This is a genomic window from Stenotrophomonas sp. (assembly GCF_059505245.1).
The window spans coordinates 1-25,586 of sequence record NZ_JCACKF010000050.1; the positions used below are offsets into that span (position 1 = coordinate 1).

General features: G+C 66.8%; 22 protein-coding genes. 12 read left to right on the forward strand and 10 right to left on the reverse strand.

Annotated features, from left to right (window positions below):
• Window positions 1–593: 593 nt before the first annotated feature.
• A complete protein-coding gene (locus tag AC5JLE_RS19185) occupies window positions 594–1,781 on the forward strand; it encodes a mechanosensitive ion channel family protein (RefSeq protein ID WP_219634425.1) in 1,188 nt (395 codons plus the stop codon).
• Window positions 1,782–1,864: 83 nt separating this feature from the next.
• Here the strand turns inward: AC5JLE_RS19185 and AC5JLE_RS19190 are convergent, their stop codons facing one another.
• The 3 genes from AC5JLE_RS19190 to typA are packed head-to-tail and all read right to left on the reverse strand — an operon-like array spanning window position 1,865 to window position 5,855.
• A complete protein-coding gene (locus tag AC5JLE_RS19190) occupies window positions 1,865–3,487 on the reverse strand; it encodes an amidase (protein WP_496065549.1) in 1,623 nt (540 codons plus the stop codon).
• 41 nt (window positions 3,488–3,528) lie between these two features.
• Entirely contained in the window at window positions 3,529–3,996 is a 468-nt protein-coding gene (locus AC5JLE_RS19195) for a DUF2127 domain-containing protein (RefSeq protein WP_032955872.1), read from the reverse strand.
• Between the two features lie 11 nt (window positions 3,997–4,007).
• A complete protein-coding gene (typA, locus tag AC5JLE_RS19200) occupies window positions 4,008–5,855 on the reverse strand; it encodes a translational GTPase TypA (protein ID WP_046429077.1) in 1,848 nt (615 codons plus the stop codon).
• A 273-nt stretch (window positions 5,856–6,128) separates the two neighbouring features.
• Between typA and AC5JLE_RS19205 the strand changes: the two genes are divergently transcribed.
• The 6 genes from AC5JLE_RS19205 to AC5JLE_RS19230 all read left to right on the forward strand — a co-directional run bounded on the left by AC5JLE_RS19205 (window position 6,129) and on the right by AC5JLE_RS19230 (window position 12,948).
• The gene (locus tag AC5JLE_RS19205) at window positions 6,129–6,620 is read left to right on the forward strand and encodes a peptidylprolyl isomerase (protein WP_005408225.1); all 492 of its coding nucleotides are present in this window, start codon (window positions 6,129–6,131) and stop codon (window positions 6,618–6,620) included.
• A 118-nt stretch (window positions 6,621–6,738) separates the two neighbouring features.
• Window positions 6,739–7,725 carry a malate dehydrogenase gene (locus AC5JLE_RS19210; protein WP_004153634.1) on the forward strand — a complete coding sequence of 329 codons (987 nt, stop codon included), beginning with the start codon at window positions 6,739–6,741 and terminating at the stop codon, window positions 7,723–7,725.
• Between the two features lie 195 nt (window positions 7,726–7,920).
• Window positions 7,921–8,535: an RluA family pseudouridine synthase gene (locus AC5JLE_RS19215; protein WP_496065550.1), complete on the forward strand. Its 615-nt coding sequence runs from the start codon at window positions 7,921–7,923 to the stop codon at window positions 8,533–8,535.
• 710 nt (window positions 8,536–9,245) lie between these two features.
• Window positions 9,246–11,126 carry a propionate--CoA ligase gene (prpE, locus tag AC5JLE_RS19220; RefSeq protein ID WP_049406571.1) on the forward strand — a complete coding sequence of 627 codons (1,881 nt, stop codon included), beginning with the start codon at window positions 9,246–9,248 and terminating at the stop codon, window positions 11,124–11,126.
• A gap of 216 nt (window positions 11,127–11,342) precedes the next feature.
• A complete protein-coding gene (locus AC5JLE_RS19225) occupies window positions 11,343–11,846 on the forward strand; it encodes a hypothetical protein (RefSeq protein ID WP_014646066.1) in 504 nt (167 codons plus the stop codon).
• 46 nt (window positions 11,847–11,892) lie between these two features.
• Entirely contained in the window at window positions 11,893–12,948 is a 1,056-nt protein-coding gene (locus AC5JLE_RS19230) for a suppressor of fused domain protein (protein WP_049406569.1), read from the forward strand.
• A 119-nt stretch (window positions 12,949–13,067) separates the two neighbouring features.
• On the opposite strand, the gene AC5JLE_RS19235 is transcribed toward AC5JLE_RS19230, so the two are convergent.
• The 5 genes from AC5JLE_RS19235 to AC5JLE_RS19255 form a co-directional block, all read right to left on the reverse strand.
• Window positions 13,068–13,679 (reverse strand): glutathione S-transferase N-terminal domain-containing protein, encoded by a 612-nt coding sequence (locus AC5JLE_RS19235; protein WP_014646068.1) that lies wholly within the window; start codon window positions 13,677–13,679, stop codon window positions 13,068–13,070.
• A gap of 84 nt (window positions 13,680–13,763) precedes the next feature.
• Complete coding sequence (locus AC5JLE_RS19240) at window positions 13,764–14,222, reverse strand: cell wall hydrolase (RefSeq protein ID WP_004154513.1); 459 nt, start codon at window positions 14,220–14,222, stop codon at window positions 13,764–13,766.
• Window positions 14,223–14,519: 297 nt separating this feature from the next.
• Window positions 14,520–16,550, reverse strand: a complete 2,031-nt coding sequence (locus AC5JLE_RS19245) for an FAD-dependent oxidoreductase (RefSeq protein ID WP_049440287.1) — start codon at window positions 16,548–16,550, stop codon at window positions 14,520–14,522.
• Between the two features lie 357 nt (window positions 16,551–16,907).
• Window positions 16,908–17,537, reverse strand: a complete 630-nt coding sequence (yczE, locus tag AC5JLE_RS19250) for a membrane protein YczE (protein WP_014646070.1) — start codon at window positions 17,535–17,537, stop codon at window positions 16,908–16,910.
• Between the two features lie 195 nt (window positions 17,538–17,732).
• Window positions 17,733–18,752, reverse strand: a complete 1,020-nt coding sequence (locus AC5JLE_RS19255) for a zinc-binding alcohol dehydrogenase family protein (RefSeq protein WP_032955885.1) — start codon at window positions 18,750–18,752, stop codon at window positions 17,733–17,735.
• A gap of 357 nt (window positions 18,753–19,109) precedes the next feature.
• Here AC5JLE_RS19255 and AC5JLE_RS19260 point away from each other — a divergent pair, with 357 nt between their 5' ends.
• The 4 genes from AC5JLE_RS19260 (at window position 19,110) to AC5JLE_RS19275 (ending at window position 22,174) form a co-directional block, all read left to right on the forward strand.
• Window positions 19,110–20,201, forward strand: a complete 1,092-nt coding sequence (locus tag AC5JLE_RS19260; protein ID WP_014646072.1) for an OmpA family protein — start codon at window positions 19,110–19,112, stop codon at window positions 20,199–20,201.
• Window positions 20,202–20,419: 218 nt separating this feature from the next.
• Window positions 20,420–20,926, forward strand: coding sequence for a hypothetical protein (locus tag AC5JLE_RS19265; RefSeq protein ID WP_014646073.1), 507 nt, complete (start codon window positions 20,420–20,422; stop codon window positions 20,924–20,926).
• Window positions 20,927–20,946: 20 nt separating this feature from the next.
• Entirely contained in the window at window positions 20,947–21,753 is an 807-nt protein-coding gene (locus AC5JLE_RS19270) for a pseudouridine synthase (RefSeq protein WP_219633258.1), read from the forward strand.
• An 85-nt stretch (window positions 21,754–21,838) separates the two neighbouring features.
• Window positions 21,839–22,174, forward strand: a complete 336-nt coding sequence (locus AC5JLE_RS19275; RefSeq protein ID WP_005415439.1) for a hypothetical protein — start codon at window positions 21,839–21,841, stop codon at window positions 22,172–22,174.
• Between the two features lie 84 nt (window positions 22,175–22,258).
• Here AC5JLE_RS19275 and kbl read toward each other — a convergent pair whose 3' ends face one another.
• Window positions 22,259–23,467, reverse strand: coding sequence for a glycine C-acetyltransferase (gene kbl, locus AC5JLE_RS19280; RefSeq protein ID WP_197557503.1), 1,209 nt, complete (start codon window positions 23,465–23,467; stop codon window positions 22,259–22,261).
• A 198-nt stretch (window positions 23,468–23,665) separates the two neighbouring features.
• Between kbl and AC5JLE_RS19285 the strand changes: the two genes are divergently transcribed.
• Window positions 23,666–24,361 (forward strand): TorF family putative porin, encoded by a 696-nt coding sequence (locus AC5JLE_RS19285; RefSeq protein ID WP_005412357.1) that lies wholly within the window; start codon window positions 23,666–23,668, stop codon window positions 24,359–24,361.
• A gap of 132 nt (window positions 24,362–24,493) precedes the next feature.
• On the opposite strand, the gene tdh is transcribed toward AC5JLE_RS19285, so the two are convergent.
• Window positions 24,494–25,516: an L-threonine 3-dehydrogenase gene (tdh, locus tag AC5JLE_RS19290; RefSeq protein WP_032955954.1), complete on the reverse strand. Its 1,023-nt coding sequence runs from the start codon at window positions 25,514–25,516 to the stop codon at window positions 24,494–24,496.
• Window positions 25,517–25,586: the final 70 nt, after the last annotated feature.

A 25,586-nucleotide genomic window follows, 5' to 3' on the forward strand; every position in this document is an offset into this window, starting at 1 on the left:
TAAGCGGGACGCCGAGGTGGCCCTCGGCTGCCCCTGACAAGACAGTTGCTACTGGTAACTGCGGCGATTGGCATGCGCGGCTGTTGGTAGGTGTCGACCGTTGGTCGACACGATTTTTCTGTCAGATAGCAGTATTCAAGATGGGCTGCGACCCCGTGCCGACCAACGGTCGGCACCCACCATCAGCAGCAGGTCCCGACAGATCCGGTTACGGGGCGTGAGCCGCATGGGCCCGAGGCATGCCTCGGGCGGGTTGGGCAGGACGCCCAACCCCGGTCTTGCCGTGTGCGCAGGAAAGCGCACACGAGCAAGCGGCGACCGGAGCCTACATGGGTGAGGGCGCTTTGCTTGCGAAGCTCTGCTTCGCAAGCGCCCGAACGCACAGCCGCCAGCGGCTGGGCCGGACCGCGGAGCGGGATTCACGGCGTCTCCCGCAACCGGACCGACCCCGCCATCCCTCGGAATGCACGCTGTTGCTGTTGCTGTTGCTGTTGAGGTTGCCGGCCAGCGGCCGGCACTACCGCAGGTACAGGGCTGCAAGCCCTGCCGACCAACACGCTGCTTACGAACGACTGACGTGGCGCTCATGCGCCATGCGCGAGTCTGTCCACTTGGCTGTTCGAGTGGAGGTGGCAACGGTGCACTGGCAAAGCGCACAGGCATACGCATGGCCGTTGGGATTGGCCGTAGTGGTGGGCGGCATCGGCGCGTGGCTGATCCTGTGGATCTACCATCGGCTGAAGGGGCGCGATCGTCGGCGCGCGCGTATCGGGCGTGTGCTCGGGCTGCCGATGGCCACCGCATGGCCGCTGCTGCTGTTGATCCCTGCATTGCAGGCCACGCCGCTGCAGGATCCCGTTCTGGGCAACCTGCAACGGGTGCTGCATATCGCGCTGACCGCGTGCTTCATCTGGCTGCTGGTGCGGGCGGTGGCGGCGGGCGAACGTGCCATCCTGCGCAGCCATCCCATCGATGTCTCCGACAACCTGGAAGCGCGCCGCATCCAGACCCAGACGCGGGTGCTCAGCCGTGTGCTGATGGGCGGCATCATCGTGCTGGGCGCATCGCTGGTGCTGCTGACCTTCCCGATGGTGCAGAAGATCGGCACCGCGCTTCTGGCCTCGGCGGGCCTGATCGGCCTGGTGGCCGGTATCGCCGCAAAGCCCGTGTTCGGCAATCTGATCGCCGGCCTGCAGATCGCAGTGACGCAGCCGATCCGGCTGGATGATGTGGTGATCGTCGAAGGCGAGTGGGGGCGCATCGAGGAGATCGGCAGCAGCTATGTGGTGGTGCGCATCTGGGATGAGCGGCGAATGGTGGTGCCGCTGACCTGGTTCATCGAGAACCCCTTCCAGAACTGGACGCGGCGCAGCGCCGACCTGCTCGGCACCGCGTTCCTGTGGCTGGACTATCGTGCCCCGGTGGCAGCGATCCGTGCCGAGCTGGAACGCATCTGCCGCGGTGAAGCGCTGTGGGATGGCAGGGTCTGCGTGACCCAGGTGACCGAGACCAGCGAGCGCGCGATCCAGGTGCGCCTGCTGGTCAGTGCGCGCAGCTCCGGTGATGCCTTCGATCTGCGCTGCCTGGTGCGCGAACGCATGCTCGATTTCCTCGCGCGCGAGCATCCGCAGTCGCTGCCGCAGGTGCGTGCGCGGCTGCAGCATGCAGACGAACTGGACATGCCGCGCGGTCCACGTGCGCGCACTGCGGATGTGCGTTCGCCGGGGGCTGAAGACGGTGAGGCGGCGATCGTGCCGGTAGAGCTGGAGCCCGAGCGGTAGCGCCGGCCGCTGGCCGGCGAGCTCGGTTCTGCCGGCCAGCGGCCGGCACTACCGCAAGCAGGATTTCGCGGCGTTACCGGAGCTCACGGCTCGCCGACGTCGATCAGGGTGTCGGTGTCGAAGTGCGGCGGGCGTCGCGCGCGGGTGCGCTGTTCGTAGGCGTAGGCCATTTCGATCAGCTTCGGTTCGCTCCAGGCGGTGCCCATGAACAGCAGGCCGACCGGCAGGCCATTGATCTGGCCCATCGGCACGCTGAGGCTGGGATAGCCGGCGACGGCGGCGGCGCTGTAGCTCTCGCCGGGGAAGTCGTCGCCTTCGCTGCGGATCGGCCACGCCACACCGGTGGTCGGCGCCACCAGGGCATCGAGCTGGTGGGCGGCGAGGGCGGCGTCGATGCCTTCCGCGCCGGCCAGCCGGCGCGCATCGCTGCGTGCACGGATATAGGCGGGGTCGGCCAGGCCGGCGGTTGCGTCGGCCGCCACCAGCAGTTCCTGGCCGAACAGGCCCAGCTCCTGCTTGCTGTGCGCCTGGTTGAAGGCGATCAGGTCGGCCAGGCTGCGTAGTGGCGCGCGATGGGTGCTGAAGTAGCGCTCCAGCCCGGCCTTGAATTCGTACAGCAGCACCGTGCGTTCCGCCTCGGCCCAGGCGCCCTGGTTGGGCAGCTCCACCGGCACCACGAAGGCACCCGCCCGGCGCAGCTCGGTGGCCGCCTGTTCGATCAGCGGCGGCATGCCGCGGTATTTCAGCAGCGGTGTCTGCAGCAGGCCGATGCGCTTGCCACGCAGGCCCTGCGGGTCCAGGCGCGCGGTGTAGTCGTACACCGCGCGGCCAGGCATGGTCGCCGTGGCCGGGTCGGCATCGTCGCGGCCGGCGATGGCGGTCAGCACGGCTGCAGCGTCGGCGACGCTGCGGGTCATCGGCCCTGCGCTGTCCTGGCTGAAGGAAATCGGGATGATGCCCTCGCGGCTGACCAGGCCGACGGTCGGCTTGAGGCCGACGATGCCATTGACCGCCGCAGGGCAGACGATGCTGCCGTCGGTTTCGGTGCCGATCGCCACGCTGGCCAGGTTGGCGGCGACCGCCACCGCGCTGCCGCTGCTGGAACCGCAGGGCGAGTGGCTGAGGCGATAGGGATTGCGGGTCTGGCCGCCGCGCGCGCTCCAGCCGGACACCGAATCGTTGCCGCGGAAATTGGCCCACTCGCTGAGATTGGTCTTGCCCAGCACCACCGCGCCGGCGTCGCGCAGCCGGCGCACCAGGTAGGCGTCGTCCGGGCGGAACCCCTGCAGGGCCAGCGAGCCGGCGCTGGTGGCCATCGGGGCGGCGTTGATGTTGTCCTTCAGCAGTACCGGAATGCCGTGCAGCGGGCCGCGCAGGCGTCCATCACGGCGCTCGCGGTCGCGCGCAGCGGCTTCCTTCAGTGCATCCGGGTTGAGCTCGATCACCGCGCGCAGGCGCGGCCCGGTGCGGTCCAGGGTGGCGATGCGCTGCAGGTAGGCCTGGGTCAGGGTGGTGCTGTCCAGCTCACCGGCGCTCATCCGCGCCTGCAGGTCGGTGACATCGGTTTCGGCGTACGGGAACGGCACGTTGCGGCTCGCGGGTTCGGCCGCATGCGCGCTGGACGCGGCCGGGCTGCAGCCAGCCGAAAGCAGCGCAGGCAGCGCGGCAAGCAGGCAGGTCAGCAGAGGCGGCAAGGACGGGCGCATGGGGCGGCTTGGTCGGCTCCAATCCCCAGTGTAGCCGGTGCTCAGCGGTGGCGCTTGCGCAGGTCGCGGGCGAGGACGTAGACCACGATCAGGTTGATCGCCAGGATCGTCCACGATGGCCAGCCGGGATGGCGGATGATCGCGAAGATGTCGAAAGGCAGGTACAGGGAGGCGGTCAGGCAGCCCAGCCAGGAGGCCCAGGCCTTGGCCCGCCACAGGCCCCAGGCTTCGACCAGGTGCAGCAGGCCGTAGCCGATCATCCCCGCCGCGGCCAGGTGCACCGCGTCGGGGCTGATCATGTGCAGCAGCGAGGGCAGGGTGCCATGGTCCGGATCCAGGCTGAAACGCCGGATCAGGACCATGATGCCGTGCCGCAGCGGCTGCGGTCCGAGCACTTCCAGCCCGGTGGCGGCCAACAGCGCCAGCATCGCCTTGCTCGCTTCGAGCAGGGCGATGACGTGGAGGCCCGGATGCCGGTGCGGATCCGGGTTGTAGCCGCTCTGGTCCACGGGGTGCTGGCTCAGCCGCCGCGCGAAGCCTTCTTGCGGTCGCTTTCGGTCAGGAACTTCTTGCGCAGACGGATCTCCTTGGGGGTGATCTCGACCAGCTCGTCGTCTTCGATGAAGTCCAGGGCCTGTTCCAGCGAGTACTTGATCGCCGGGGTCAGCTGGATCGCGTCGTCCTTGCCCGAAGCGCGCATGTTGGTCAGCGGCTTGGTCTTGATCGCGTTGACGGTCAGGTCGTTGTCCTTGGAGTGGATGCCGACCAGCTGGCCTTCATACACGTTGTCGCCTTCGGCAGCGAAGAGCTTGCCGCGCTCCTGCAGCGGACCCAGCGAGTAGGCGGGAGTGACGCCCGGCGCATTGGCGATCATCACGCCGTTGATGCGCTTGGCGATCGCGCCCTGTTCCTTCGGACCGTAATGGTCGAACACGTGGAACAGCAGGCCCGAACCCTGGGTCAGGGTCTTGAACTCGTTCTGGAAACCGATCAGGCCACGGGCCGGGATCTGGTATTCCAGGCGCACACGGCCCTTGCCGTCCGGTTCCATGTTCTTCAGCTGGCCCTTGCGGGTACCCAGCTTTTCCATCACGCCGCCCTGGTGGATTTCTTCGATGTCCACCACCAGCTGCTCGATCGGCTCCATCATCTGGCCGTCGATTTCCTTGATGATCACTTCCGGGCGCGACACGGCCAGCTCGTAGCCTTCACGGCGCATGTTCTCGATCAGCACCGACAGGTGCAGTTCGCCGCGGCCGGAGACCAGGAACTTGTCGGCGTCTTCCAGCTGTTCGACCTTCAGTGCCACGTTGTGGACCTGCTCGCGGTCCAGGCGGTCCTTGATCTGGCGGCTGGTCAGGAACTTGCCACCGGACAGGTCCTTGTTGCCGGCGAACGGCGAGTTGTTGACCTGGAAGGTCATCGAGATGGTCGGCTCGTCGACGGTCAGCGCCGGCAGGGCTTCGGGGGTATCCGGGTGGCACAGGGTGTCGGAGATGGTCAGCTCCGGAATGCCGGAGATGGCCACGATGTCACCGGCCTCGGCCGTCTCCTGCTCGATGCGCTCCAGGCCCAGGAAGCCCAGCACCTGGGCGACCTTGCCGTTGCGCTTCTTGCCTTCACGGTCGATGACGGCGACCTGCATGTTCTTCTTCAGGGTGCCGCGCTGGATACGGCCGATGCCGATCACGCCCACGAAGTTGTTGTAGTCCAGCTGGCTGATGCGCATCTGGAACGGGCCTTCCGGGTCCACTTCCGGACGCGGGGCGTGCTGCATGATTGCTTCGTACAGCGGGGTCATGTCGCCGTCGCGCACGGTGTCTTCCAGGCCGGCATAGCCGTTCAGGGCCGAGGCGTAGACGATCGGGAAGTCCAGCTGCTCATTGGTGGCGCCGAGCTTGTCGAACAGGTCGAAGACCTGGTCGATCACCCATTCCGGACGCGCGCCCGGACGGTCGATCTTGTTGACCACGACGATCGGCTTGAAGCCCATCGCGAAGGCCTTCTGGGTGACGAAGCGGGTCTGCGGCATCGGGCCGTCCATCGCATCGACCAGGATCAGCACGGTGTCGACCATCGACAGCACGCGCTCGACCTCACCACCGAAGTCGGCGTGGCCGGGGGTGTCGACGATGTTGATCCGGTTCTTGATGCCGGTCTTCTTGTCTTCCCAGGTGATGGCGGTGTTCTTGGCCAGGATGGTAATGCCGCGTTCCTTTTCCTGGTCGTTGCTGTCCATCACGCGCTCGGCGAGGACGGTACGCTCGGACAGGGTGCCGGACTGCTTCAGCAGCTGGTCGACCAGGGTGGTCTTGCCATGGTCGACGTGGGCGACGATGGCGATGTTGCGAAGATTTTCGATGGACATACGAAAGGGGGCCAGTCGGCGCCGGATTTGGAAAAAGAAGTCCAACATTATACGTCGAACTTGACGATTCGCGAAAAGGTGGATTTCACGCCTGTCACGGGGCCCATTCAGCTGGGCATCCGCCGCCCCGGCCGGGGCCGCCAGGACCCGGCTGCGCGGCTCCCCGTCCGGGGGCTGAAGCGGGGCGCTTCACCAATGGTCGAAGCCGCCGCCGACACGAGGCGGGTGTAAACTAGGTGGCTAGACGCATTCCCCTTTGCATCAAGGATCTTCATGTCCCTCATCGCCACTTTCGACACCACCCAGGGCCCGATCAAGGTCGAGCTGTTCGCCGACAAGGCACCGCTGACCGTGGCCAACTTCGTGAACCTGGTCAAGCACGGCTTCTATGACGGCCTGATCTTCCACCGCGTTATCGCCGACTTCATGATCCAGGGCGGCTGCCCGCAGGGTCGTGGCACCGGCGGCCCGGGCTACAAGTTCGAAGACGAGAAGAATGGCGTGAAGCACGAGGTCGGCTCGCTGTCGATGGCCAACGCCGGCCCGAACACCAACGGCAGCCAGTTCTTCATCACCCACATCAAGACCGATTGGCTGGACGGCCGCCACACCGTCTTCGGCAAGGTCCTGGAAGGCCAGGCGATCGTCGATTCGGTCAAGCAGGGCGACGTGATCCATTCGATCACCCTGGAAGGCGACGTCGACGCCGTGCTGGCCGCCCAGGCCGACCGCGTCGCGGAGTGGAACAAGCACCTCGCCGCCTGATCCCCCTTCGAAACGGCCACCCACGGGTGGCCGTTTCCCTGTTCCCCGCCGCCCGCCAGGCCTGCGTGGTTCTGCCCGCGGCGTCCCATCAAACGCTTGCAAGCAAGAGGAAACCCCCATGAAAGCACCCGTTCGTGTTGCCGTGACCGGCGCCGCCGGCCAGATCGGTTATGCCCTGCTGTTCCGCATCGCCTCCGGCGAAATGCTGGGCAAGGACCAGCCGGTCATCCTGCAGCTGCTGGAACTGCCGGTCGACAAGGCCCAGGCCGCCCTGAAGGGCGTGATGATGGAGCTGGAAGACTGCGCCTTCCCGCTGCTGGCCGGCATGGTCGGCACCGATGATGCCGAAGTCGCGTTCAAGGACGCCGACATCGCCCTGCTGGTTGGCGCACGTCCGCGTGGCCCGGGCATGGAGCGCAAGGACCTGCTGCTGGAAAACGCCAAGATCTTCACCGCCCAGGGCGCGGCGCTGAACAAGGTCGCCAGCCGTGACGTGAAGGTGCTGGTGGTCGGCAACCCGGCCAACACCAATGCCTACATCGCCATGAAGTCGGCCCCGGACCTGAAGCCGGAAAACTTCACCGCCATGCTGCGCCTGGACCACAACCGCGCGCTGAGCCAGCTGTCGACCAAGCTCGGCAAGCCGGTCGGTGGCATGGAGAAGCTGGTCGTGTGGGGCAACCACAGCCCGACCATGTACCCGGACTACCGTTTCGCCACCGCCGATGGCGCGTCGATCGCCGATGCGATCAACGACCAGGAATGGAACGCCAACACCTTCATCCCAACCGTGGGCAAGCGCGGCGCGGCGATCATCGAAGCCCGTGGCTCGTCCTCGGCCGCTTCGGCCGCCAACGCTGCCATCGACCACGTGCGTGACTGGGTGCTGGGCAGCAACGGCAAGTGGGTCACCATGGGCGTGCCGTCCGACGGTTCCTACGGCATTCCGGAAGGCGTGATCTTCGGCTTCGCAGTGACCACCGAGAACGGCAAGTACACCCTGGTGAAGGATCTGCCGATCGACGACTTCAGCCAGAAGTACATCGACAAGACCCTGGCCGAGCTGGAAGAAGAGCGCGCCGGCGTTGCCCACCTGCTGGGCTGATGCAGGCGGTACCGGCTCGAGGCGGTACCTCTTTCATCAAGGTAGGTGTCGACCGCTGGTCGGTACATTCCCATCGAGGTAGGTACCGACCGTTGGTCGGTACATTCCCATCGAGGTAGGTACCGACCGTTGGTCGGTACGCAGAACGGGGGAGCTTCGGCTTCCCCGTTTCTGTTTGGACGGATACGGAGCCGCATGATCCACCTGCATTACATCGACGACGCGCTGCTGGTGGCCGAGAAGCCGGCCGGCCTGCTGTCCGTGCCCGGCCGCGGCGCCGAGAACCAGGATTGCGTGGTCGCGCGCCTGCAGGCGCTGTACTCGGATGCGTTGACCGTGCACCGCCTGGACCAGGTGACCTCCGGCCTGCTGCTGCATGCGCGCGGCAAGGACATGCAGGTGGCGTTGTCGATGCAGTTCGAGCAGCGCCAGGTCGGCAAGCGTTATGAAGCGATCGTGGAGGGGCTGCTTGAAGGCGATGCCGGCGACGTGGACCTGCCACTGATCGTGGACTGGCCAAACCGGCCGAAGCAGATGATCGATCACGAACGCGGCAAGCCGGCGCTGACGCGCTGGCGCGTAATGGCGCGTGATGCCGAAGCGCAGCGCACGCGCGTGGCGCTGGAGCCGGTTACTGGCCGCAGCCATCAACTGCGCCTGCACATGGCCAGTCTCGGCCATCCCATCGTTGGCGATGTGCTGTATGACGCCGCGCCTGCGCAGCGCGTGCATCTGCATGCGCGCAGCCTGCGGTTCACCCACCCGGTGACGGGCGAGGCGCTCGCGTTCGAGTCCGCCACTCCGTTCTAGGGGTTCGGCAGGGCTTGCAGCCCTGCACCTGCTACGAACCGGAGCAACGTCAAAGGCCAAGGCGGCTCTGGTCTTCTGCTTGCTGGGCGGGGCGGTGTGGGTTGGCAGGACACGCCGTAAACCCCCCTCCGGGGTCCGGCCCAGCCGCTGGCGGCTGTGCGTTCGGGCGCTTGCAAAGCAGTGCTTCGCAAGCAAAGCGCCCTCACCCAAGGGGGCTCGATGGCGCCATCCATGGCGCCAACGGTCCTGCCAACCCACACCGCCCTACCCCCGACAGATTCCTGCGGCGGTTGGTAACGGCTGTCGCTGTTGGTGTTGGTAGGTGTCGACCTTGGTCGACACGGTTTTTCTGTCAGATATCGAATTGAATATTGAATCTGGGGATCCGACCCCGTGCTCCGACAGATCGCGGAAGTCTGTCGAAGGCGGGGTGGGTCCGGTTGCGGGGGCGTGAGCCGCATGGATGCGGCGACCGAGCCTCCATGGACGGATTCACGGTGTCCCCCGCAACCGGACCCACCTCGCCATCCCACGGGAAACCCGCTGTTGCTTCGGCTGTTGCTTCTGAGGTTGCCGGCCAGCGGCCGGCACTACCGCGGGTGCAGGGCGCAGCCCTGCATGAAAACCCCACCCCCTACCAAGGTAGGGCGGCCCGCGCGGCAGCGCCGGACTATCCTCGAACCCATGACTTTGTCTGGGAGGGCTGCGTCATGAACTACGAGGAAACCTACCGTCGCTCGATCGACGAGCCGGAGGCCTTCTGGGGCGAGGAAGCCAAGCGCATCCATTGGCACAAACCGCCGCAGCAGGTACTCGACTACAGCAACCCGCCGTTCCGGCGCTGGTTTGTCGGCGGTGAAACCAATCTCTGCTACAACGCCGTCGACCGCCATCTGGCCGAGCGCGCCGACCAGCTCGCGCTGGTTGCCATTTCCACCGAGACCAGCAGCACCCGCGAGATCACCTATCGCCAGCTGTATCGGGAAGTGAACGACTTCGCTGCCGTGCTCAAGCACCTCGGCGTCGGTCACGGTGACCGTGTGGTGATCTACATGCCGAACATGGCCGAAGCCGTGTTCGCGATGCTGGCCTGCGCGCGCATCGGTGCGGTGCATTCGGTGGTGTTCGGTGGCTTCGCCGCGCACAACCTGGCGCTGCGCATCGACGATGCCAAGCCGAAGCTGCTGATCGCCGCCGATGCCGGCATGCGCGGTGGCAAGCTGATTCCGTACAAGCCGATGGTCGATGCAGCCTGCGCCGAAGCCACGTCGCCACCGCCGCACGTGCTGATCGTGTCGCGCGGACTGGATGCCGCCGAACCACGCGTGCCGGGCCGCGATGTGGAGTACGCCGCGCTGCGTGCGCAGATCGGTGAGGTCGACGTGCCGGTGCAGTGGCTGGAATCGAGCGAGCCGAGCTACCTGTTGTATACCTCGGGCACCACCGGCAAGCCGAAGGGCGTGCAGCGCGATGTCGGCGGCTACGCGGTGGCGATGGCACAGTCGATGGAAACCGTGTTCGACTGCAGGCCGGGGCAGGTGATGTTCTCCACTTCCGATGTCGGCTGGGCGGTAGGCCATTCCTACAATGTGTACGGCCCGCTGATCGGCGGCTGCACCTCGCTGCTGTACGAAGGGCTGCCGACCAACCCGGACCCGGGCATCTGGTGGGCGCTGTGCGAGCAGTACAACGTGCGCACGATGTTCTCGTCCCCCACTGCCATCCGCGTGCTGAAGAAGCACGATGCGGACTTCATCCATCGCCACGACCTGCGCGCGCTGAAATACCTGTTCCTGGCCGGCGAGCCGCTGGACGAACCGACCGCGCACTGGATCAGCGAAGCGCTCGGCAAGCCGATCATCGACAACTACTGGCAGACCGAGACCGGCTGGCCGGCGCTGACCCTGCTGCCGGGCCTGGAGATGAAGCCGGTGCGCTTCGGTTCGCCGGGCTTGCCCAACCTCGGCTACCGGATGAAGGTGATCGACGAGAACACCGGCGAGGAAGTCGCACCGGGGCAGAAGGGGGTGCTGGTGGTGTCGCCACCGTTGCCGCCGGGCTGCATGAGCACGGTGTGGAACGACGACAACCGTTTCCTGCAGAGCTACTTCAGCCACTTCAAGGAACTGCTGTACAGCTCGCTGGACTGGGCAATCCGCGACGACGATGGCTACACCTTCATCCTCGGCCGTACCGATGATGTGATCAACGTGGCCGGGCACCGGCTGGGCACGCGCGAGATCGAAGAGGCCATTTCGAGCCACCCGCGCGTGGCCGAGGCTGCCGTGATCGGGGTCAAGGACGAATTGAAGGGGCAGGTGCCGCTGGTGTTCGTCACCCTCAAGCAGGGCCTGGATGGCGAGGATCCGGCGCAAGTGGTGGCCGAGATGATGGCCACGGTGACCACCTCGCTCGGCGCAGTGGCCCGCCCGGCGCACGTGCACGTGGTCAACGCGCTGCCCAAGACCCGTTCGGGCAAGCTGCTGCGGCGCTCGTTGCAGGCGCTGGCCGAGCAGCGCGACCCGGGTGACCTGTCGACGCTGGACGATCCCGGCGCGCTGGAGGAGATCCGCCGGGCGCTGGGCCGTTGATCCGGTCGTGCCGGCCACTGGCCGGCACCCCCATCCACCCCGAGGTTGCCGGCCAGCGGCCGGCACTACCCGCAGTACTTGCGCTAAGCTCGGCCTGTCATCGACCTGCAATACGCGGCTCGCGCCGGGGAACGCGCGTGCCGTCCGGAGATGGCAACACAGGGGGGCGTGCCCGCGAGGGCGCGCCGGCATTGCGCATCGAGCGAGGGGGAGGCAATGGCATTGCTGCACGCCAAGACGGCTGCTGGCCGTCAGGAAATCGAAGACCGTAGCCGGCGCCTGCCGGCGGCACTGCGTTCGATCCTGCTGATGGTCGATGGCCATCGCAACGACACCGAACTGCGTGGCCTGTTCGAAGGCCTGCGGGCACCACCGGACGCGCTGGAGCAATTGTCAGCACAGGGCCTGATCGAAGTGATCGGCGGAAGCGCAGAGGTGGCGCCGGCGCGCGGCATCAGCACCGGGCGCGAACAGGACCCGGCGCTGTACCAGCAGTTGTACGACGCGATGAGCGAGGCGGTGCGCCGCCACCTGGGCCTGAAGGGCTACTTCATGCAGTTGAAGATCGAACGCTGCACCGATGCGCTGGCGCTGGAGCGCTTGTGCCCGGAGTTGCTGGCGGCGGTGGGCAAGGCGCGCAGCCCGGCATTGGCGCAGCGCTGGTGGCAGGAAACCCAGGCGGCGGTGCTGAACGCTGGCAGTGAGGTCGTGCAGGCCTGAGCCACCGCGTAAAGTGATCGGTTCACTTCCCTACAAGGAGTCCCGCGTGCAGGACGACCACGACGACACCGACACCCCAGGCTGGGACGCGATCAATGCGGCGCTGGCGCCGCTGTATGCCGGCCAGGAGCCGCGTCACTTCGGCACCGCGCTTCCGTACACGCTCGGTGGCCAGGATCCACTGGATGGCATCAGCGTGTACTGGGCGGATGCGCCGGTACCGCACTGGCATTACATCACCTACGGCTTCTCCGAGCTGTACGCCAAGGAGAGCAGTGATGCAGATGCCAGCGGTTATGGCTTCGAGCTGACCTTCCGTCTGGCTGCCGAGGCCGGTGAGAACGCCGGCAGCACCCCGCCGGTGTGGCCGATGAACCTGCTGCAGAACCTGGCGCGCTACGTGTTCGGCAGTGGCAACGTGTTCGAGGATGGCCATCACCTCAACGCCAACGGTCCGATCGCGCTGGAGACCGGCACGCGGCTGTGCCATCTGGCCTTCATTGCGGACCCGCAGTTGCCGGCGCGGGACACGGCCAACGGCCATCTGCAGTTCCTGCAGCTGGTCGGATTGACCGATGAGGAGATGGAGGCGGTCAAGCGCTGGTCGACGCGTGGCGTGCTGCAGGCGCTGCTGCCGGCGATGCCGCTGTGGATCAGCGATCTGCATCGCGACAACCTGCTGGAGGACCCGGCGCTGGCACAGCGGGTGCAGGCCGGCAGCGAACGCGAGGGTTCCAGCACCGGCATGCTGTTCATCGAGACCCTGGACTGGCGGCAGGAGGCGGGCGTCACCACGCTGGTGCTCGGCGCCGGTCAGGTCGCCAGCGTGTGCGAACTGTTGCCGCTGCGCCTGCGCCACGGCAAATCGCTGGAACTGGCCAGCCGCGAGCGGCAGTGGGAGTTCATCGCGCACGGGGGCGGTGAAGCGGCGGACGTATCCGCCGACAGCGCGCGCTGGTCACTGGACGAGGCGGGCCTGCAGGCCCTGGCAGGGGTGCGCGCCGAGCGCGGGGTTTACCCGGTGGCGGGGGCGCTGCGCATCGAAGTGGTGCCGACCTACCTGCGCGATGCCAAGGGGGAAGTGATCCGCCAGATCGGCTGATCGCGCGAATGATATCGAGGGGTCGGAGCCGCCTGCTGCGCAGGCGGATCCGACCCCGTCTGGTGGCCGGTGGGGTCAGATCCGTCCGCCACGCGAACGGCTCTGACCCCTGACCAAGGTCAGGCCAGGCCTTCGGCCTTCAGCGCGGCCTGCACGCCGGCATCGGCATCCATGCGTGCCTTGTAGGCGGCCAGATTGTCCAGGCCCGACAGGTCGACCTTGGTGCCGGCGGCCCAGCGCAGGGTGATGTAGAAGTACGGGTCGGCGAAGCTGCGGAAGCCGGCCAGCCAGGGCTTGTCGGCCAGCTGCCTGTCGGCGGTCTCGAACAGGCCACGCAGGCGCTTGTGCGCGGCGGCGCGGATCGCGTCGTACTGGCCTTCGTCGGCAATGAACTTGCCCGGCGCGAACAGCGGCGAGAAGGCCGGGTGCACGTCGGAATTGACGAACGCCAGCCAGCGGGTGGCTTCGGCGCGCTGGCGCGGGCTGCCGTCACCGCCGAGGCCGGCCTGCGGGAAGCTGTCGGCGATGTAGCCCATGATCGCGGCGTTCTGCAGCAGCACGAAGTCGCCGTCGACCAGCGCGGGCACCGCACCGGCCGGATTGATCTTGAGGAATTCCGGACCCTTCAGGGTGTCCTTGTTCAGCAGTTCAACCTCGAACGGCTGGCCGGTCCACTGCAGGGCGATGTGGTCGGCGGTGGAACAGGCACCGGGCTTGCTGTACAGCTTCATGGGAACTCCAGGTGATGCGGGCGGGAAACGCCCACTATCCCAGAGCCTGCCGGCAGGCGGCAACGCTGCCGCCGGCACGGATCGTTACGACTGCCGCGGCTTGAGGTTCTGCACCTTATAGAAGGTGTGATCGCCGATGGTGGCCACCTGGTAGGCATTGCGCCAGTTCGGGCTGGCGATGGACAGCGCGGCGAAGTGGCTGGCACCGGGCACGATCTCGCGGCGCTCGCCGGCCGGCAGCGCCCAGTTGCGCTCGGCGTCGAAGGCCACGTTCATTGCCTCGCTCCAGGCCGCGTCGTTGCCCAACTGGGTGCCGGGGGAGACGATGGTCGGTGCGAACTGCTTGCGCGCGGTGACCACCTGGCACATCGAGTCGCCCCACAGGCCACTGTCGAGACGGCGCAGTGCGACCTCGGCGACGGCCTGCTGGCCGCGCAGGGTCTGGTCGCGGGCTTCCAGGTAAACGGTGGTGCTCAAACACAGTGAATCAGCGGCCGGCTGCGGCAACAACTGCGACAGCCAGAGAATCCAGGCCAGTTTCATATAACTCCTTGCTCCGTATGGGCCGCACCCTCCGGTTCCGGCCGCAGGGCGACAGGAGGCGGGGTACGACTTGGCGTCATGGGGAGGCGGCCATCGGGGCCGCCCCGTTGGGCAGCCCCAAAAGAAACGACCAGTACCGATCGTGGGGCTGCGCCGGCTCACCGGAAACTGGCTGGTGAGCGGAAAGATGGCGCAAGGTAGGGGGGCGTAGCCGAACGCATCGTGAACCGCTCGGCTTGACATTCAGGTTCAATGAGGGTGACGGAAATCACATTCCGCCCCCCATTCAGGCGCTCATCAGAGCCCGGCGGCAACCCGGCTGCCCTGGTCGATGGCGCGCTTGGCGTCGAGTTCTGCGGCCACGTCGGCACCGCCGATCAGCTGCGCGTTGATGCCGGCCGCCTGCAGTTCGGCCTGCAGCGCGCGGTTGGGTTCCTGCCCGGCGCAGATCACCACATGGTCGACCGGCAGCAGCTGTTCGCTGCCGTCCACGCGGATGCGCAGGCCCGCGTCGTCCACGCCGAGGTACTCGACGCCACCGAGCATGCGCACGCCCTTGGCCTTCAGCGTGGCGCGATGGATCCAGCCGGTGGTCTTGCCCAGGCGCGCGCCGGGCTTGCCCGGGCTGCGCTGCAGCAGCCACAGCCGTCGCGGCGAGGTTTCAACCTCCGGCCTGGCCAGTGAGCCGCGGGCCTCGAAGGTGCTGTCCACGCCCCATTCGGCCATCCAGCGCTGCGGGTCGAGGGAGGGGGACTCGCCGGCGTGGCTGAGGAATTCGCCGACATCGAAGCCGATGCCGCCGGCGCCGATGATCGCCGCACTGGCGCCCACTTCGACCCGGCCCAGCAGCACGTCCAGGTAGCTGACCACCCTGGCGTGGTCGGCACCGGGGAAATCGACCTTGCGCGGGGTGATGCCGGTGGCCAGCACCACCTCGTCGAAGCCGGTCAGCTGGGCGGCATCGGCGCGGGTGCCGAGGCGCAGCTGCACACCGGTTTCGGCCAGTTTGTGGCGGAAGTAGCGCAGGGTCTCGTGGAACTCTTCCTTGCCGGGGATGCGCTTGGCCACGTTGAACTGGCCGCCGATCTCATCATTGGCGTCGAACAGGGTGACCTGGTGGCCACGCTGGGCAGCGACGGTGGCACAGGCCAGGCCGGCGGGGCCGGCACCGACCACCGCAACCTTCTTCGGCGCAGCGGTGGGGCGATAGACCAGCTCGGTCTCGTGCGCGGCGCGCGGATTGACCAGGCAGCTGGCCAGCTTGTTCTCGAACACGTGGTCCAGGCAGGCCTGGTTGCAGGCGATGCAGGTGTTGATCGCCTCCGCGCGGCCGGCACGGGCCTTGTTCGGCCACTGCGGGTCGGCCAGCAGCGGGCGTGCCAGCGACACCATGTCGGCGCCGCCAGCGGCGAGGATGCGCTCGGCGACGTCGGGCATGTTGATGCGGTTGGTCGCCACCAGCGGCACCTTCACATGCGGCTTGAGCTTGGCGGTGACCCCGGCGAAAGCAGCACGCGGCACCGAGGTGGCGATGGTCGGAATGCGCGCTTCGTGCCAGCCGATGCCGGAATTGATGATCGTTGCGCCGGCCGCCTCGATGGCCTGCGCCTGCTGCACGATTTCTTCCCAGCTGCTGCCGTCGTCGACCAGATCCACCAGCGACAGGCGATAGATGATGATGAAGTCCGGGCCGCAGGCCTCGCGGATGCGGCGTACGATCTCGACCGCGAAGCGCATGCGTTGGCGCGCGTCGCCGCCCCAGGCATCGGTGCGCTTGTTGGTGCGCGGGGCGATGAATTCGTTGATGAGGTAGCCCTCCGAACCCATCACTTCCACGCCGTCGTAGCCGGCCTCGCGGGCCAGCTTGGCGCTGCGTGCGTAATCGGCGATATGCCGGTCGACGCCGCTGGCCGACAACGCGCGCGGGGTGAACGGGTTGATCGGTGCCTTCAGCTTCGACGGTGCCACCGACAACGGGTGATAGGCGTAACGGCCTGCATGCAGCAGCTGCAGGCAGATCTTCGCGCCGTGCTGGTGCGCGGCGGCGGTGAGCTGGCGGTGCGGCCGCACTTCCCAGGGCCAGGACAGCTTGCCGCCGAACGGCTTCAGCCAGCCGACCACATTCGGTGCGAAGCCGCCGGTGACGATCAGGCCGACGCCGCCCTCGGCGCGCTCGGCGAAGTAGGCCGCCAGCCGCGGGAAGTCGCGGGCGCGATCCTCCAGGCCGGTGTGCATCGAGCCCATCAATACGCGGTTGCGCAGTTGGGTGAAGCCCAGGTCCAGCGGGGCGAACAGATGGGGATAGGCGCTTTCGTTGGCTGGCGACATGGTCGATACGCTTGCGTACGGAAGCGCGAAGCGTGCCGCGAAACGGCGGCCGGGGCAAGGGCCGCTGGCCGGGTACGCTCGGCACATGCGTGCTGTCGCTCCCGCGTTTCGCTGCGCGAATCGCGGGCCCCACTTACCGGCCTCCACCCCCCCGCGCCTGCGGCGCTGCCCCCGAACTCCGGGGGCGGTAGTGCCGGCCGCTGGCCGGGTACGCTCGGCACATGCGTGCTGTCGCTCCCGCGTTTCGCTGCGCGAATCGCGGGCCCCACTTACCGGCCTCCACCCCCCCGCGCCTGCGGCGCTGCCCCCGAACTCCGGGGGCGGTAGTGCCGGCCGCTGGCCGGCATTCGGGGCAGCTCAGGGTGATTGCGGCTGCCGGGCAGCGGCGGGTACGACCGGGGGGCGGCCGATCCCGAACCAGCCCAGCGTGACGCCGCACAGCGGGCCGATCAGCAGGGCGAAGGCGAGGGTGCCGAGGCCGACATTGCCGCCCAGCCACCAGCCCAGCAGCAATACGCTGCCTTCGATCAGGCTGCGCACCTTCCAGATCGGCCAACCGGTGCGGGCATGCAGGCCAGTCATCAAGCCATCGCGCGGTCCCGGGCCGAGGCGGGCGCCGATGTACAGGCCGGTGGCCAGCGCGACCAGCAGCATGCCTGCACAGAACATCGCCAGCTGCCAGCCCACGCCGATGGCCGGTGGCAGCAGCCACAACCCGAACTGTGCGGAGGGACCGATCAGCATCACGTTGAGCACCGTGCCGACGCCCGGCTTCTGGCGCAGTGGCCACCACAGCAACAGCACCAGTGCGCCGATGACATTGGTCGCCAGCCCGAAGGACAGCGGCGTCTGTGCGGCGATGCCCTGCGACAGCACGTCCCAGGGCGCCACGCCGATGGCGGCACGGATCATCAGCGAGGCACCGAAGCCATACAGGAACAGGCCGGTGATCAGTTGCAGCAGGCGCAGGGGCAGGGCGGTAGGCATGGTGGGCTCGGGGGAGAGGATATCTGTTTCCACCGTATCCCTGATTTCCTTGAGGCCATAGATACAGATCCCAGCCAATCCGCTGGTACAGGCAGCGCCGATCCTGCATGCGGGCGGTTGTGCAGGGCCGCGCCCGTGCTCTGCTGGTGGCGGCAGGCGTAGCAGCCTGGCGTGGGCTCGGCCTACATCACGGCGTCAGTCGTCCCAGCCCACCAGCGCCAGCTTGCCCACCGTGTGCCCGCTGGCCAGGCGCTGATGCGCGATGTCCAGGTTGGCCGCATTGATCGTGCCCAGCGTTTCACTGAGCGTGCCACGCAGCTGGCCGGCATCGATCATGCTGGCGGCGCGGCTGAGGATGCGATGCTGTTCGATGCAGTCGGCGGTGGCGAAGCGCGAGCGCGCGAACATGAACTCCCAATGGATGCCGATGCATTTGGCCTTGTACGGATCGCCGATGCGCAGTGCGCCACGCGGCTCCACGATCAGGCCGACATGGCCCTGTGGTGCCAGCAGCTGGCCCAGTTCGTCCCAGTAGTGATCGGTGTCGGCCAGGTTGAGCGCCACCTGCACTGCGTCGATGCCCAGTGCCTGCAGCTGGGGCTGCAGCGGCTGCCGATGGTCGATCACATGCGTGGCCCCCATCTGCCGGCACCAGTCGATCGAGGCCTCGCGCGAGGCGGTGGCGATCACCTCGAAGCCGGCATGGCGGGCCAGCTGGATCGCCATCGAGCCCACGCCTCCCGCACCGCCGATCACCAGCAGGTGCTGGCCGCCATGGCGGCGATCATCCAGATGCAGCGGCATGCGCTGGAACAACAGCTCCCAGGCGGTCAGCGTGGTCAGGGGTAGTGCGGCGGCTTCGGCGAAATCGAGCGTGGTCGGCTTGCGGGCGACCAGGCGCTCGTCCACCCACTGGTACTGGGCGTTGCAGCCCGGCCGGGTAACGTCACCGGCGAAGTAGACCTCGTCACCAGAGGCGAACAGGCTGGCCTCGTCACCGATGGCTTCGACCACACCGGCGGCGTCCCAGCCGAGCACCCGGGGAACCTCAAGGGTGGCCGGATCGGTAGCGGCCCGCTGCTTGCCATCGACGGGGTTGACCGATACCGCTTCGATCCGCACCAGCAGATCGCGGCCGCGAGGAGGCAGCGGCGGCGGCAGCAGGACATCACGCAGGGCAGGTGCGTATTCACGACTCAGGGCGACGGCTTTCATCACGGCTCCGGCTGGGTTCGTGATCCCATCATAAGGTTCCTCACGTTTCCGCAAACCTGCTGAACCGTGCGATGCAATGTGCTGCGCAGTATGTCGGTTTTCGCGCTTAAACCCCGTCAAACCCTTGCAGCGTGTGGGTCTTGCGGATTTTCATCATCCTGTATAGGGTTTCAACGTCGGACCGGTCGACGGTCGGGCGCAACACTTCACATGTTACGGGACTGTTAACATGGCCTTCACCCGCCTGAGCATAATGTTCGCGGCGGTGGCGTGCTGAATCGGCTGTCGTACATCGACGCACTAGTGCTGGCCCATGCCTCTACCGGTTTCATACCCCCGAAATAGGAGCTGTACTCAATGAACAAGAAGATCCTTACTGCCGCGCTGCTGGGCGGCCTGGCTTTCGCCCAGGCAGCTTCGGCGCAGGAGTTCGATGACCGCTGGTACCTGACCGGTTCGGCCGGCTTCAACTTCCAGGACAGCGACCGTCTGACCAATGACGCTCCGTTCGTGACCCTGGGCCTGGGTAAGTTCATCAGCCCGAACTGGTCGCTGGACGGTGAACTGAACTACCAGAACCCGAACTTCGACAGCAACCAGGACCTGAACTGGTCGCAGTACGGCGTCTCGCTGGACCTGCGTCGCCACTTCATCAAGGAAGGCCGCGGCTGGAACCCGTACATCGTCGGTGGCCTGGGCTACCAGAAGTCGGAAGAAGAGTACGCTGCAATCGACAACAACGGTCCGCGCCAGCGTAAGGACGGCAACGTTGCCGCCAAGCTGGGCGTCGGCCTGCAGACCACCTTCGAGAAGCGTGTTGCTGTCCGCGCCGAAGTGGCCTACCGCGCTGACTTCGACGACCAGAGCATCGCCGCCAAGGACGAGAGCTGGTTCGGCGACGTGCTGGCTTCGGTCGGCGTCGTGATCCCGCTGGGCCCGGCTCCGGTCGCGGCTGCTCCGGCTCCGGCTCCGGTTGCCCCGAGCTGCGCCGACCTGGATGACGACGGTGACGGCGTCAACAACTGCGACGACAAGTGCCCGAACTCGCAGCCGGGTCAGACCATCGGTCCGGACGGTTGCCCGGTTCCGGTCTCCATCGACCTGAAGGGCGTCAACTTCGACTTCGACAAGTCGAACCTGCGTCCGGACGCCGTGGCGATCCTGAGCGAAGCCACCGAGATCCTGAAGCGTTACCCGGATCTGCGCGTTGAAGTTGCCGGTCACACCGACTCGAAGGGTACCGACGCTTACAACCAGAAGCTGTCGGAGCGTCGCGCCACCGCCGTGTACAACTACCTGACCAAGAACGGCGTCGACGCCGGTCGCCTGGTCGGCCCGATCGGCTACGGCGAGAGCCGTCCGATTGCTCCGAACACCAACCCGGATGGTTCGGACAACCCGGAAGGTCGCGCCAAGAACCGTCGTACCGAGCTGAACGTCCAGAACTAAGTTCTGACGCTCTGCCAGTAGGACACAGCAGGACCCGGCTTCGGCCGGGTCTTGTTGTTTCTGCGGTCCGGAACCCGGCGTTTCAGGCGCGGGAGTAACCGTTCGTCGGGATTTTGCCCATAAAACCAATGAGTTGCCGTATTCATTGAAAGTGGCGCTTGAAAGCTGTCGCGGCATTGCTAAACTCGCCGCGTCACTTCCTTTCCTGGATGCCCTTCATGCTGCGCTCTGCATCGGCCGCCTTCCTGGCGCTGGCCCTGGTTCCCGCCGCCCACGCTGCGGTCGATTGCTCGGTCAACACCAGCGCCTCGCCGCTGCCGTTGCCGGCCACGACCATCGCGCCGGTGGCCGACGAGCTCTACATCCGTGGCAACCAGCTGGGCATGCCGGCCGGCGTGCTGAGCAGCAACTACGATCCGTCGCAGTCGCTGGACCAGGTGCTGCAGCGCCTGCGCATCGATGGGTGCCAGAACATCGCCAAGGCCATTCCGAGCGCACCGGCGGTGAAGCCGAACGATCCGGCGGCCTACAAGCCGCAGACCGAATTCGACAACACGCCCTGGCGCTTCGACATGAGCCAGAACGGCAAGCGCATGACCGCCGAAGAGTTCGACGCCTGGATGAAGGCGCGTGGCGTGCGTGTGGTCAAGGCGCGTCCGGCTCCGGCCGCCACTCCGGCTGCGGCCGAAGCACCGGCTGAGACCAAGCCGGTCGACAAGAAGTAAGCGCGGCGGGGAGCAGAGGCTTGCGCACGCGCCGCCCACCTGCTGCCCCCGCTGCCCGCTCCCACGCACCGCGTGGGCGTGCGGTTCCGGATGTCTCCAATGGCGTGCGCCATGGCCTGGCGCGCGTGCTGTCCAAGGCCGGCGTGTGCTCACGCAGCGAGGCCGCGCGCTGGATTGCCGAGGGCCGCGTGCGCGTGTCCGGCCGCATCATCCGTGATCCCGAGTTCCCGATTGCCAGTCCGCACCCGCCGATCGAAGTCGATGGCCGGCCGATGGATGCGCCGCAGCGCCTGTACCTGGTGCTCAACAAGCCGCGCGGCGTGGTGACCACGGCGCAGGACGAGCGTGGTCGCGACACGGTGTATCGCTGCTTCGATGGTGCCGGCCTGCCGTGGATCGCGCCGGTCGGGCGCCTGGACAAGGCCAGCGAAGGACTGTTGTTGTTCAGCAACGATCCGCAGTGGGCGGCGCGCCTGACCGATCCGGAGACCGGCCCGCAGAAGACCTATCACGTGCAGGTGGATCGTCTTCCCGATGAGGACACCCTGGCCGCGCTGCGCGCCGGTGTCGAGGACGAGGGCGAGTTCCTCGTCGCCCAGGCCGTGCGCGTACTGCGCAGTGGCGACAAGACCGCATGGCTGGAGGTGGTCCTCGACGAGGGACGCAACCGCCATATCCGCCGCCTGTTGGCGGCCTTCGACCTGCAGGTGCTGCGCCTGGTCCGGGTCGCGATCGGTGGGCTGCTGCTCGGCGATCTCGGCAAGGGGCAATGGCGGGTGCTGGAGGTCAGCGACCAGCAGCGGCTGGGGGCCGCTGCACCGGGCTGATCATCGCCCGCGGCCGGCAGTCGCCGGCCACCGTTCCAGGCGTAGGGGGCGCCTGGTTGCTGAATTTCCCGAACGGAGCCTGCCCATGTACCACCCGACCCTCAACCAAACCCTGCGCTGCGCAGGCCTGCTGCTGCCGATGGTGCTGCTGGCCGCCTGTGGCGGCCACAAGAAGGTGGCCAAGGCGGAAACGCCTGCCGAGACCCCGGTGGTGGAAGTGAAGACCCCGGAGCTGGATGGTCGCGGCAGTTACCGCTTCCTGATGAGCAACGGCGACAAGAAGATGACCGCCGATGAGTTCGATGCCTGGATGAAGGCCAACGGCATCCGCGTTGCCAAGGGCAACGGCCAGGACGCCGCCGCCAAGCCGGTAGTGGTGGCCAGCAAGGAAGAGCCGAAGGGCAAGAAGAAAAAGAAGTGATGCCGGGAAGGTGCCGACCTCGGTCGGCACGCCCTCAAGCTCTGGTAGGTGCCGACCTTGGTCGGCACGCTTTGACCGCTGGGATCAACTCTTGATCACGCCCAGCTCGACGCCAATGCGGGTGAACGCATCGATCGCGCGGTCCAGGTGCTCGCGGCTGTGCGCAGCGCTGATCTGGGTGCGGATGCGCGCCTGGCCCTTGGGCACCACCGGGAAGAAGAAGCCGATCGCGTAGATGCCTTCTTCCAGCAGGCGCTCGGCGAACTTCTGCGCCAGCGGCGCGTCGTACAGCATCACCGGGCTGATCGGGTGCACGCCCGGCTTCACGTCGAAACCGGCGGCGACCATCTTTTCGCGGAAGTAGCGGGTGTTCTCCACCAGGGTGTCGCGCAGGTCGTCAGCGGCGGCCAGCATCTCGAACGCCTTGATGCCGGCGGCCACCACATGCGGCGGCAGCGAGTTGGAGAACAGGTACGGCCGCGAACGCTGGCGCAGCAGCTCGATCACCTCGGCGCTGGCGCAGGTGAAGCCGCCCAGTGCGCCGCCCATGGCCTTGCCCAGGGTGCCGGTGATGATGTCGATCTTCTCCAGCACGCCCTTCACTTCGGCAGAGCCGCGGCCGGTGGCACCGAGGAAGCCGGTGGCGTGGCATTCGTCGATGTGCACCAGCGCGTTGTACTTCTTCGCCAGCGCGGTGATCTCGTCCAGCGGGGCAATGAAGCCGTCCATCGAGAACACGCCGTCGGTGGTGATCAGCTTGGTCTTGCAGCCGGCGGCATCGGCGGCCTGCAGCTGGGCTTCCAGGTCGGCCATGTCGCAGTTGGCGTAGCGGAAGCGCTTGGCCTTGCACAGGCGCACGCCGTCGATGATCGAGGCGTGGTTCAGTGCATCGGAAATGATCGCGTCGTTCTCACCGAGCAGCGGTTCGAACAGGCCGCCGTTGGCGTCGAAACAGGCCGCGTACAGAATGGTGTCCTGCTTGCCGAAGAAGTCGGCGATCTGCTTCTCCAGCTGCTTGTGCAGGTCTTGGGTACCGCAGATGAAGCGCACCGAGGCCATGCCGAAGCCGTGGGTATCCAGCGCATCCTTGGCGGCCTGGATCAGGTCCGGATGGTCGGCCAGGCCCAGGTAGTTGTTGGCACAGAAGTTCAGCACCTTGCGGCCATCCTCGAGGGTGATCTCGGCCGACTGCGGGCTGGTGATGATCCGCTCGGACTTGAACAGGCCCTGGGCGCGGATGGCGTCCAGTTCCTCGGCGTAGTGGCGGGTCAGGGCGGAGGAGGCGTCGGTCATGGCGTGGGCACGGCTCTGAACGGGGAAACCGTTGATTCTACCGGGCTACGACGGCCTTCGACCGGGCCGGGCAGGGCACCGCCACGGGTGGCACATGTTGCATCGCAATAGCAAACGGGTTAAAAATTCGTGAACTGCGCCTGTCTGGCGCCGGTTGCCCGCTCCCCCTTCCCGCCCCCGCCACCCTCGGAGACGCCCATGAAGCACGCCCGTGCCTGCCTCGCCATTGCCGCTGCCCTGACCCTGGCCGCCCCGTTCGCCGCCAGCGCCCAGGAAAACGAATCGCCGTACAGCTGGAACGTCACCGCTGTTTCCGATTACCTGTTCCGTGGTGTGTCGCAGACCGACGAGGATCCGACCCTGCAGGCCGGTTTCACCTACACCAGCCCGGTTGGCCTGTACGCAGGCGTGTGGGGCTCGGGCGTGGATTTTGGTGCGGGTGACCCGAAGACCGAGGTCGACTACCTGATCGGCTACGGCGTGGACGTCACCGAGCGCGTCAACTTCGACGTGCTGCTGAACCGCTACACCTACCTGAAGTCCAGCCACCAGAACTACAACGAACTGATCACCACCACCACGCTGGATGACACCTACAAGCTGACGGTGGCCTACACCAACGATGTCTGGAACAGCAGCACCGATGGCTGGTACTTCGGCCTGGGCGGCAGCTGGGGCCTGCCGAAGGACTTCACCCTGAATGCCAACGTCGGTCGCAGCACCTTCGAGGACGGCATCGCCAAGGACTACACCGACTGGAACGTCGGCGTCGCGCGCCAGTTCGGCCTGTTCAACGTCGGCCTGGGCTACTACGGCACCGACGGCAACGGCCGTGACAATTCCGGCAAGCTGGCCCACAGCCGGGTGATGCTGAGCGTCGCCGTCGGCAAGTAACGCCGAAGGCGTTACGGGTAGTGCCGGCCGCTGGCCGGCAACACCAAAGAAAAAGGCGCCCATCGGGCGCCTTTTTCAATTTCAAGGTGTGCCGAGCAAGCTCGGCACCCACCCATCGCGCACGGCGAAGGGTCAATTCCAGCTCAAAACAACCTTGCCGGCCTTGCCTTCTTCCATCAGGTCGAAGCCCTTCTGGAACTCGTCGATCGGCAGCTGGTGGGTCATCACCTTGCCGAGCGGGAAGCCGGACAGCACCAGCTGGGTCATCTTGTACCAGGTCTCGTACATCTTGCGGCCGTAGATGCCCTGCACGGTCAGGCCCTTGAAGATGATCTTGTCCCAGTCGCAGCCGGCGCCCTTGGGCATGATGCCGAGCATGGCGATCTTGCCGCCGTGGTACATGCAGTCGAGCATGTCGTTGAACGCGCGCGGGTTGCCGCTCATTTCCAGGCCCACGTCGAAGCCCTCCATGTGCAGCTCCTTCATCACGTCCTTCAGCGACTGGTTGGCGACGTTGACCACGCGGGTGGCGCCCATGTCGGCGGCCAGCTTCAGGCGGAAGTCGTTGACGTCGGTCACCACCACGTTGCGCGCACCGATGTGCTTGCAGATGCCGGCGGCGATGATGCCGATCGGACCGGCGCCGGTGATCAGCACGTCTTCGCCGATCACGTCGAATTCCAGCGCGCAGTGTGCGGCATTGCCGTACGGGTCGAAGAACGCGGCCAGTTCCGACGGGATCTGGTCCGGAATCGGCCACAGGTTGCTGGCCGGCATCACCATGTATTCGGCGAAGGCGCCGTTGACGTTGACGCCGATGCCGACGGTGTTCGGGCACAGGTGCGGGCGGCCGCCACGGCAGTTGCGGCAATGGCCACAGACGATGTGACCTTCGGCCGAGACGCGCTGGCCGATCTCATAGCCGGTCACCGCCGAGCCGAGCGCGGCAATGCGGCCGACGAACTCATGGCCGATGGTCAGGCCCGGCTTGATGGTGCGCTGGCTCCACTCGTCCCACAGGTAGATGTGCAGGTCGGTGCCGCAGATCGCGGTCTTTTCCAGCTTGATCAGGACCTCGTTCGGGCCCGGGGTCGGAACCGGAACTTCTTCCAGCCAGATGCCCTTGGCCGCTTCGCGCTTGACCAGGGCCTTCATCGTTTGCTGCGCCATCGGGGTGGAACTCATCAGGGGGAAAGCGCGGATTATAGGGTGCCGCGCGGATTTC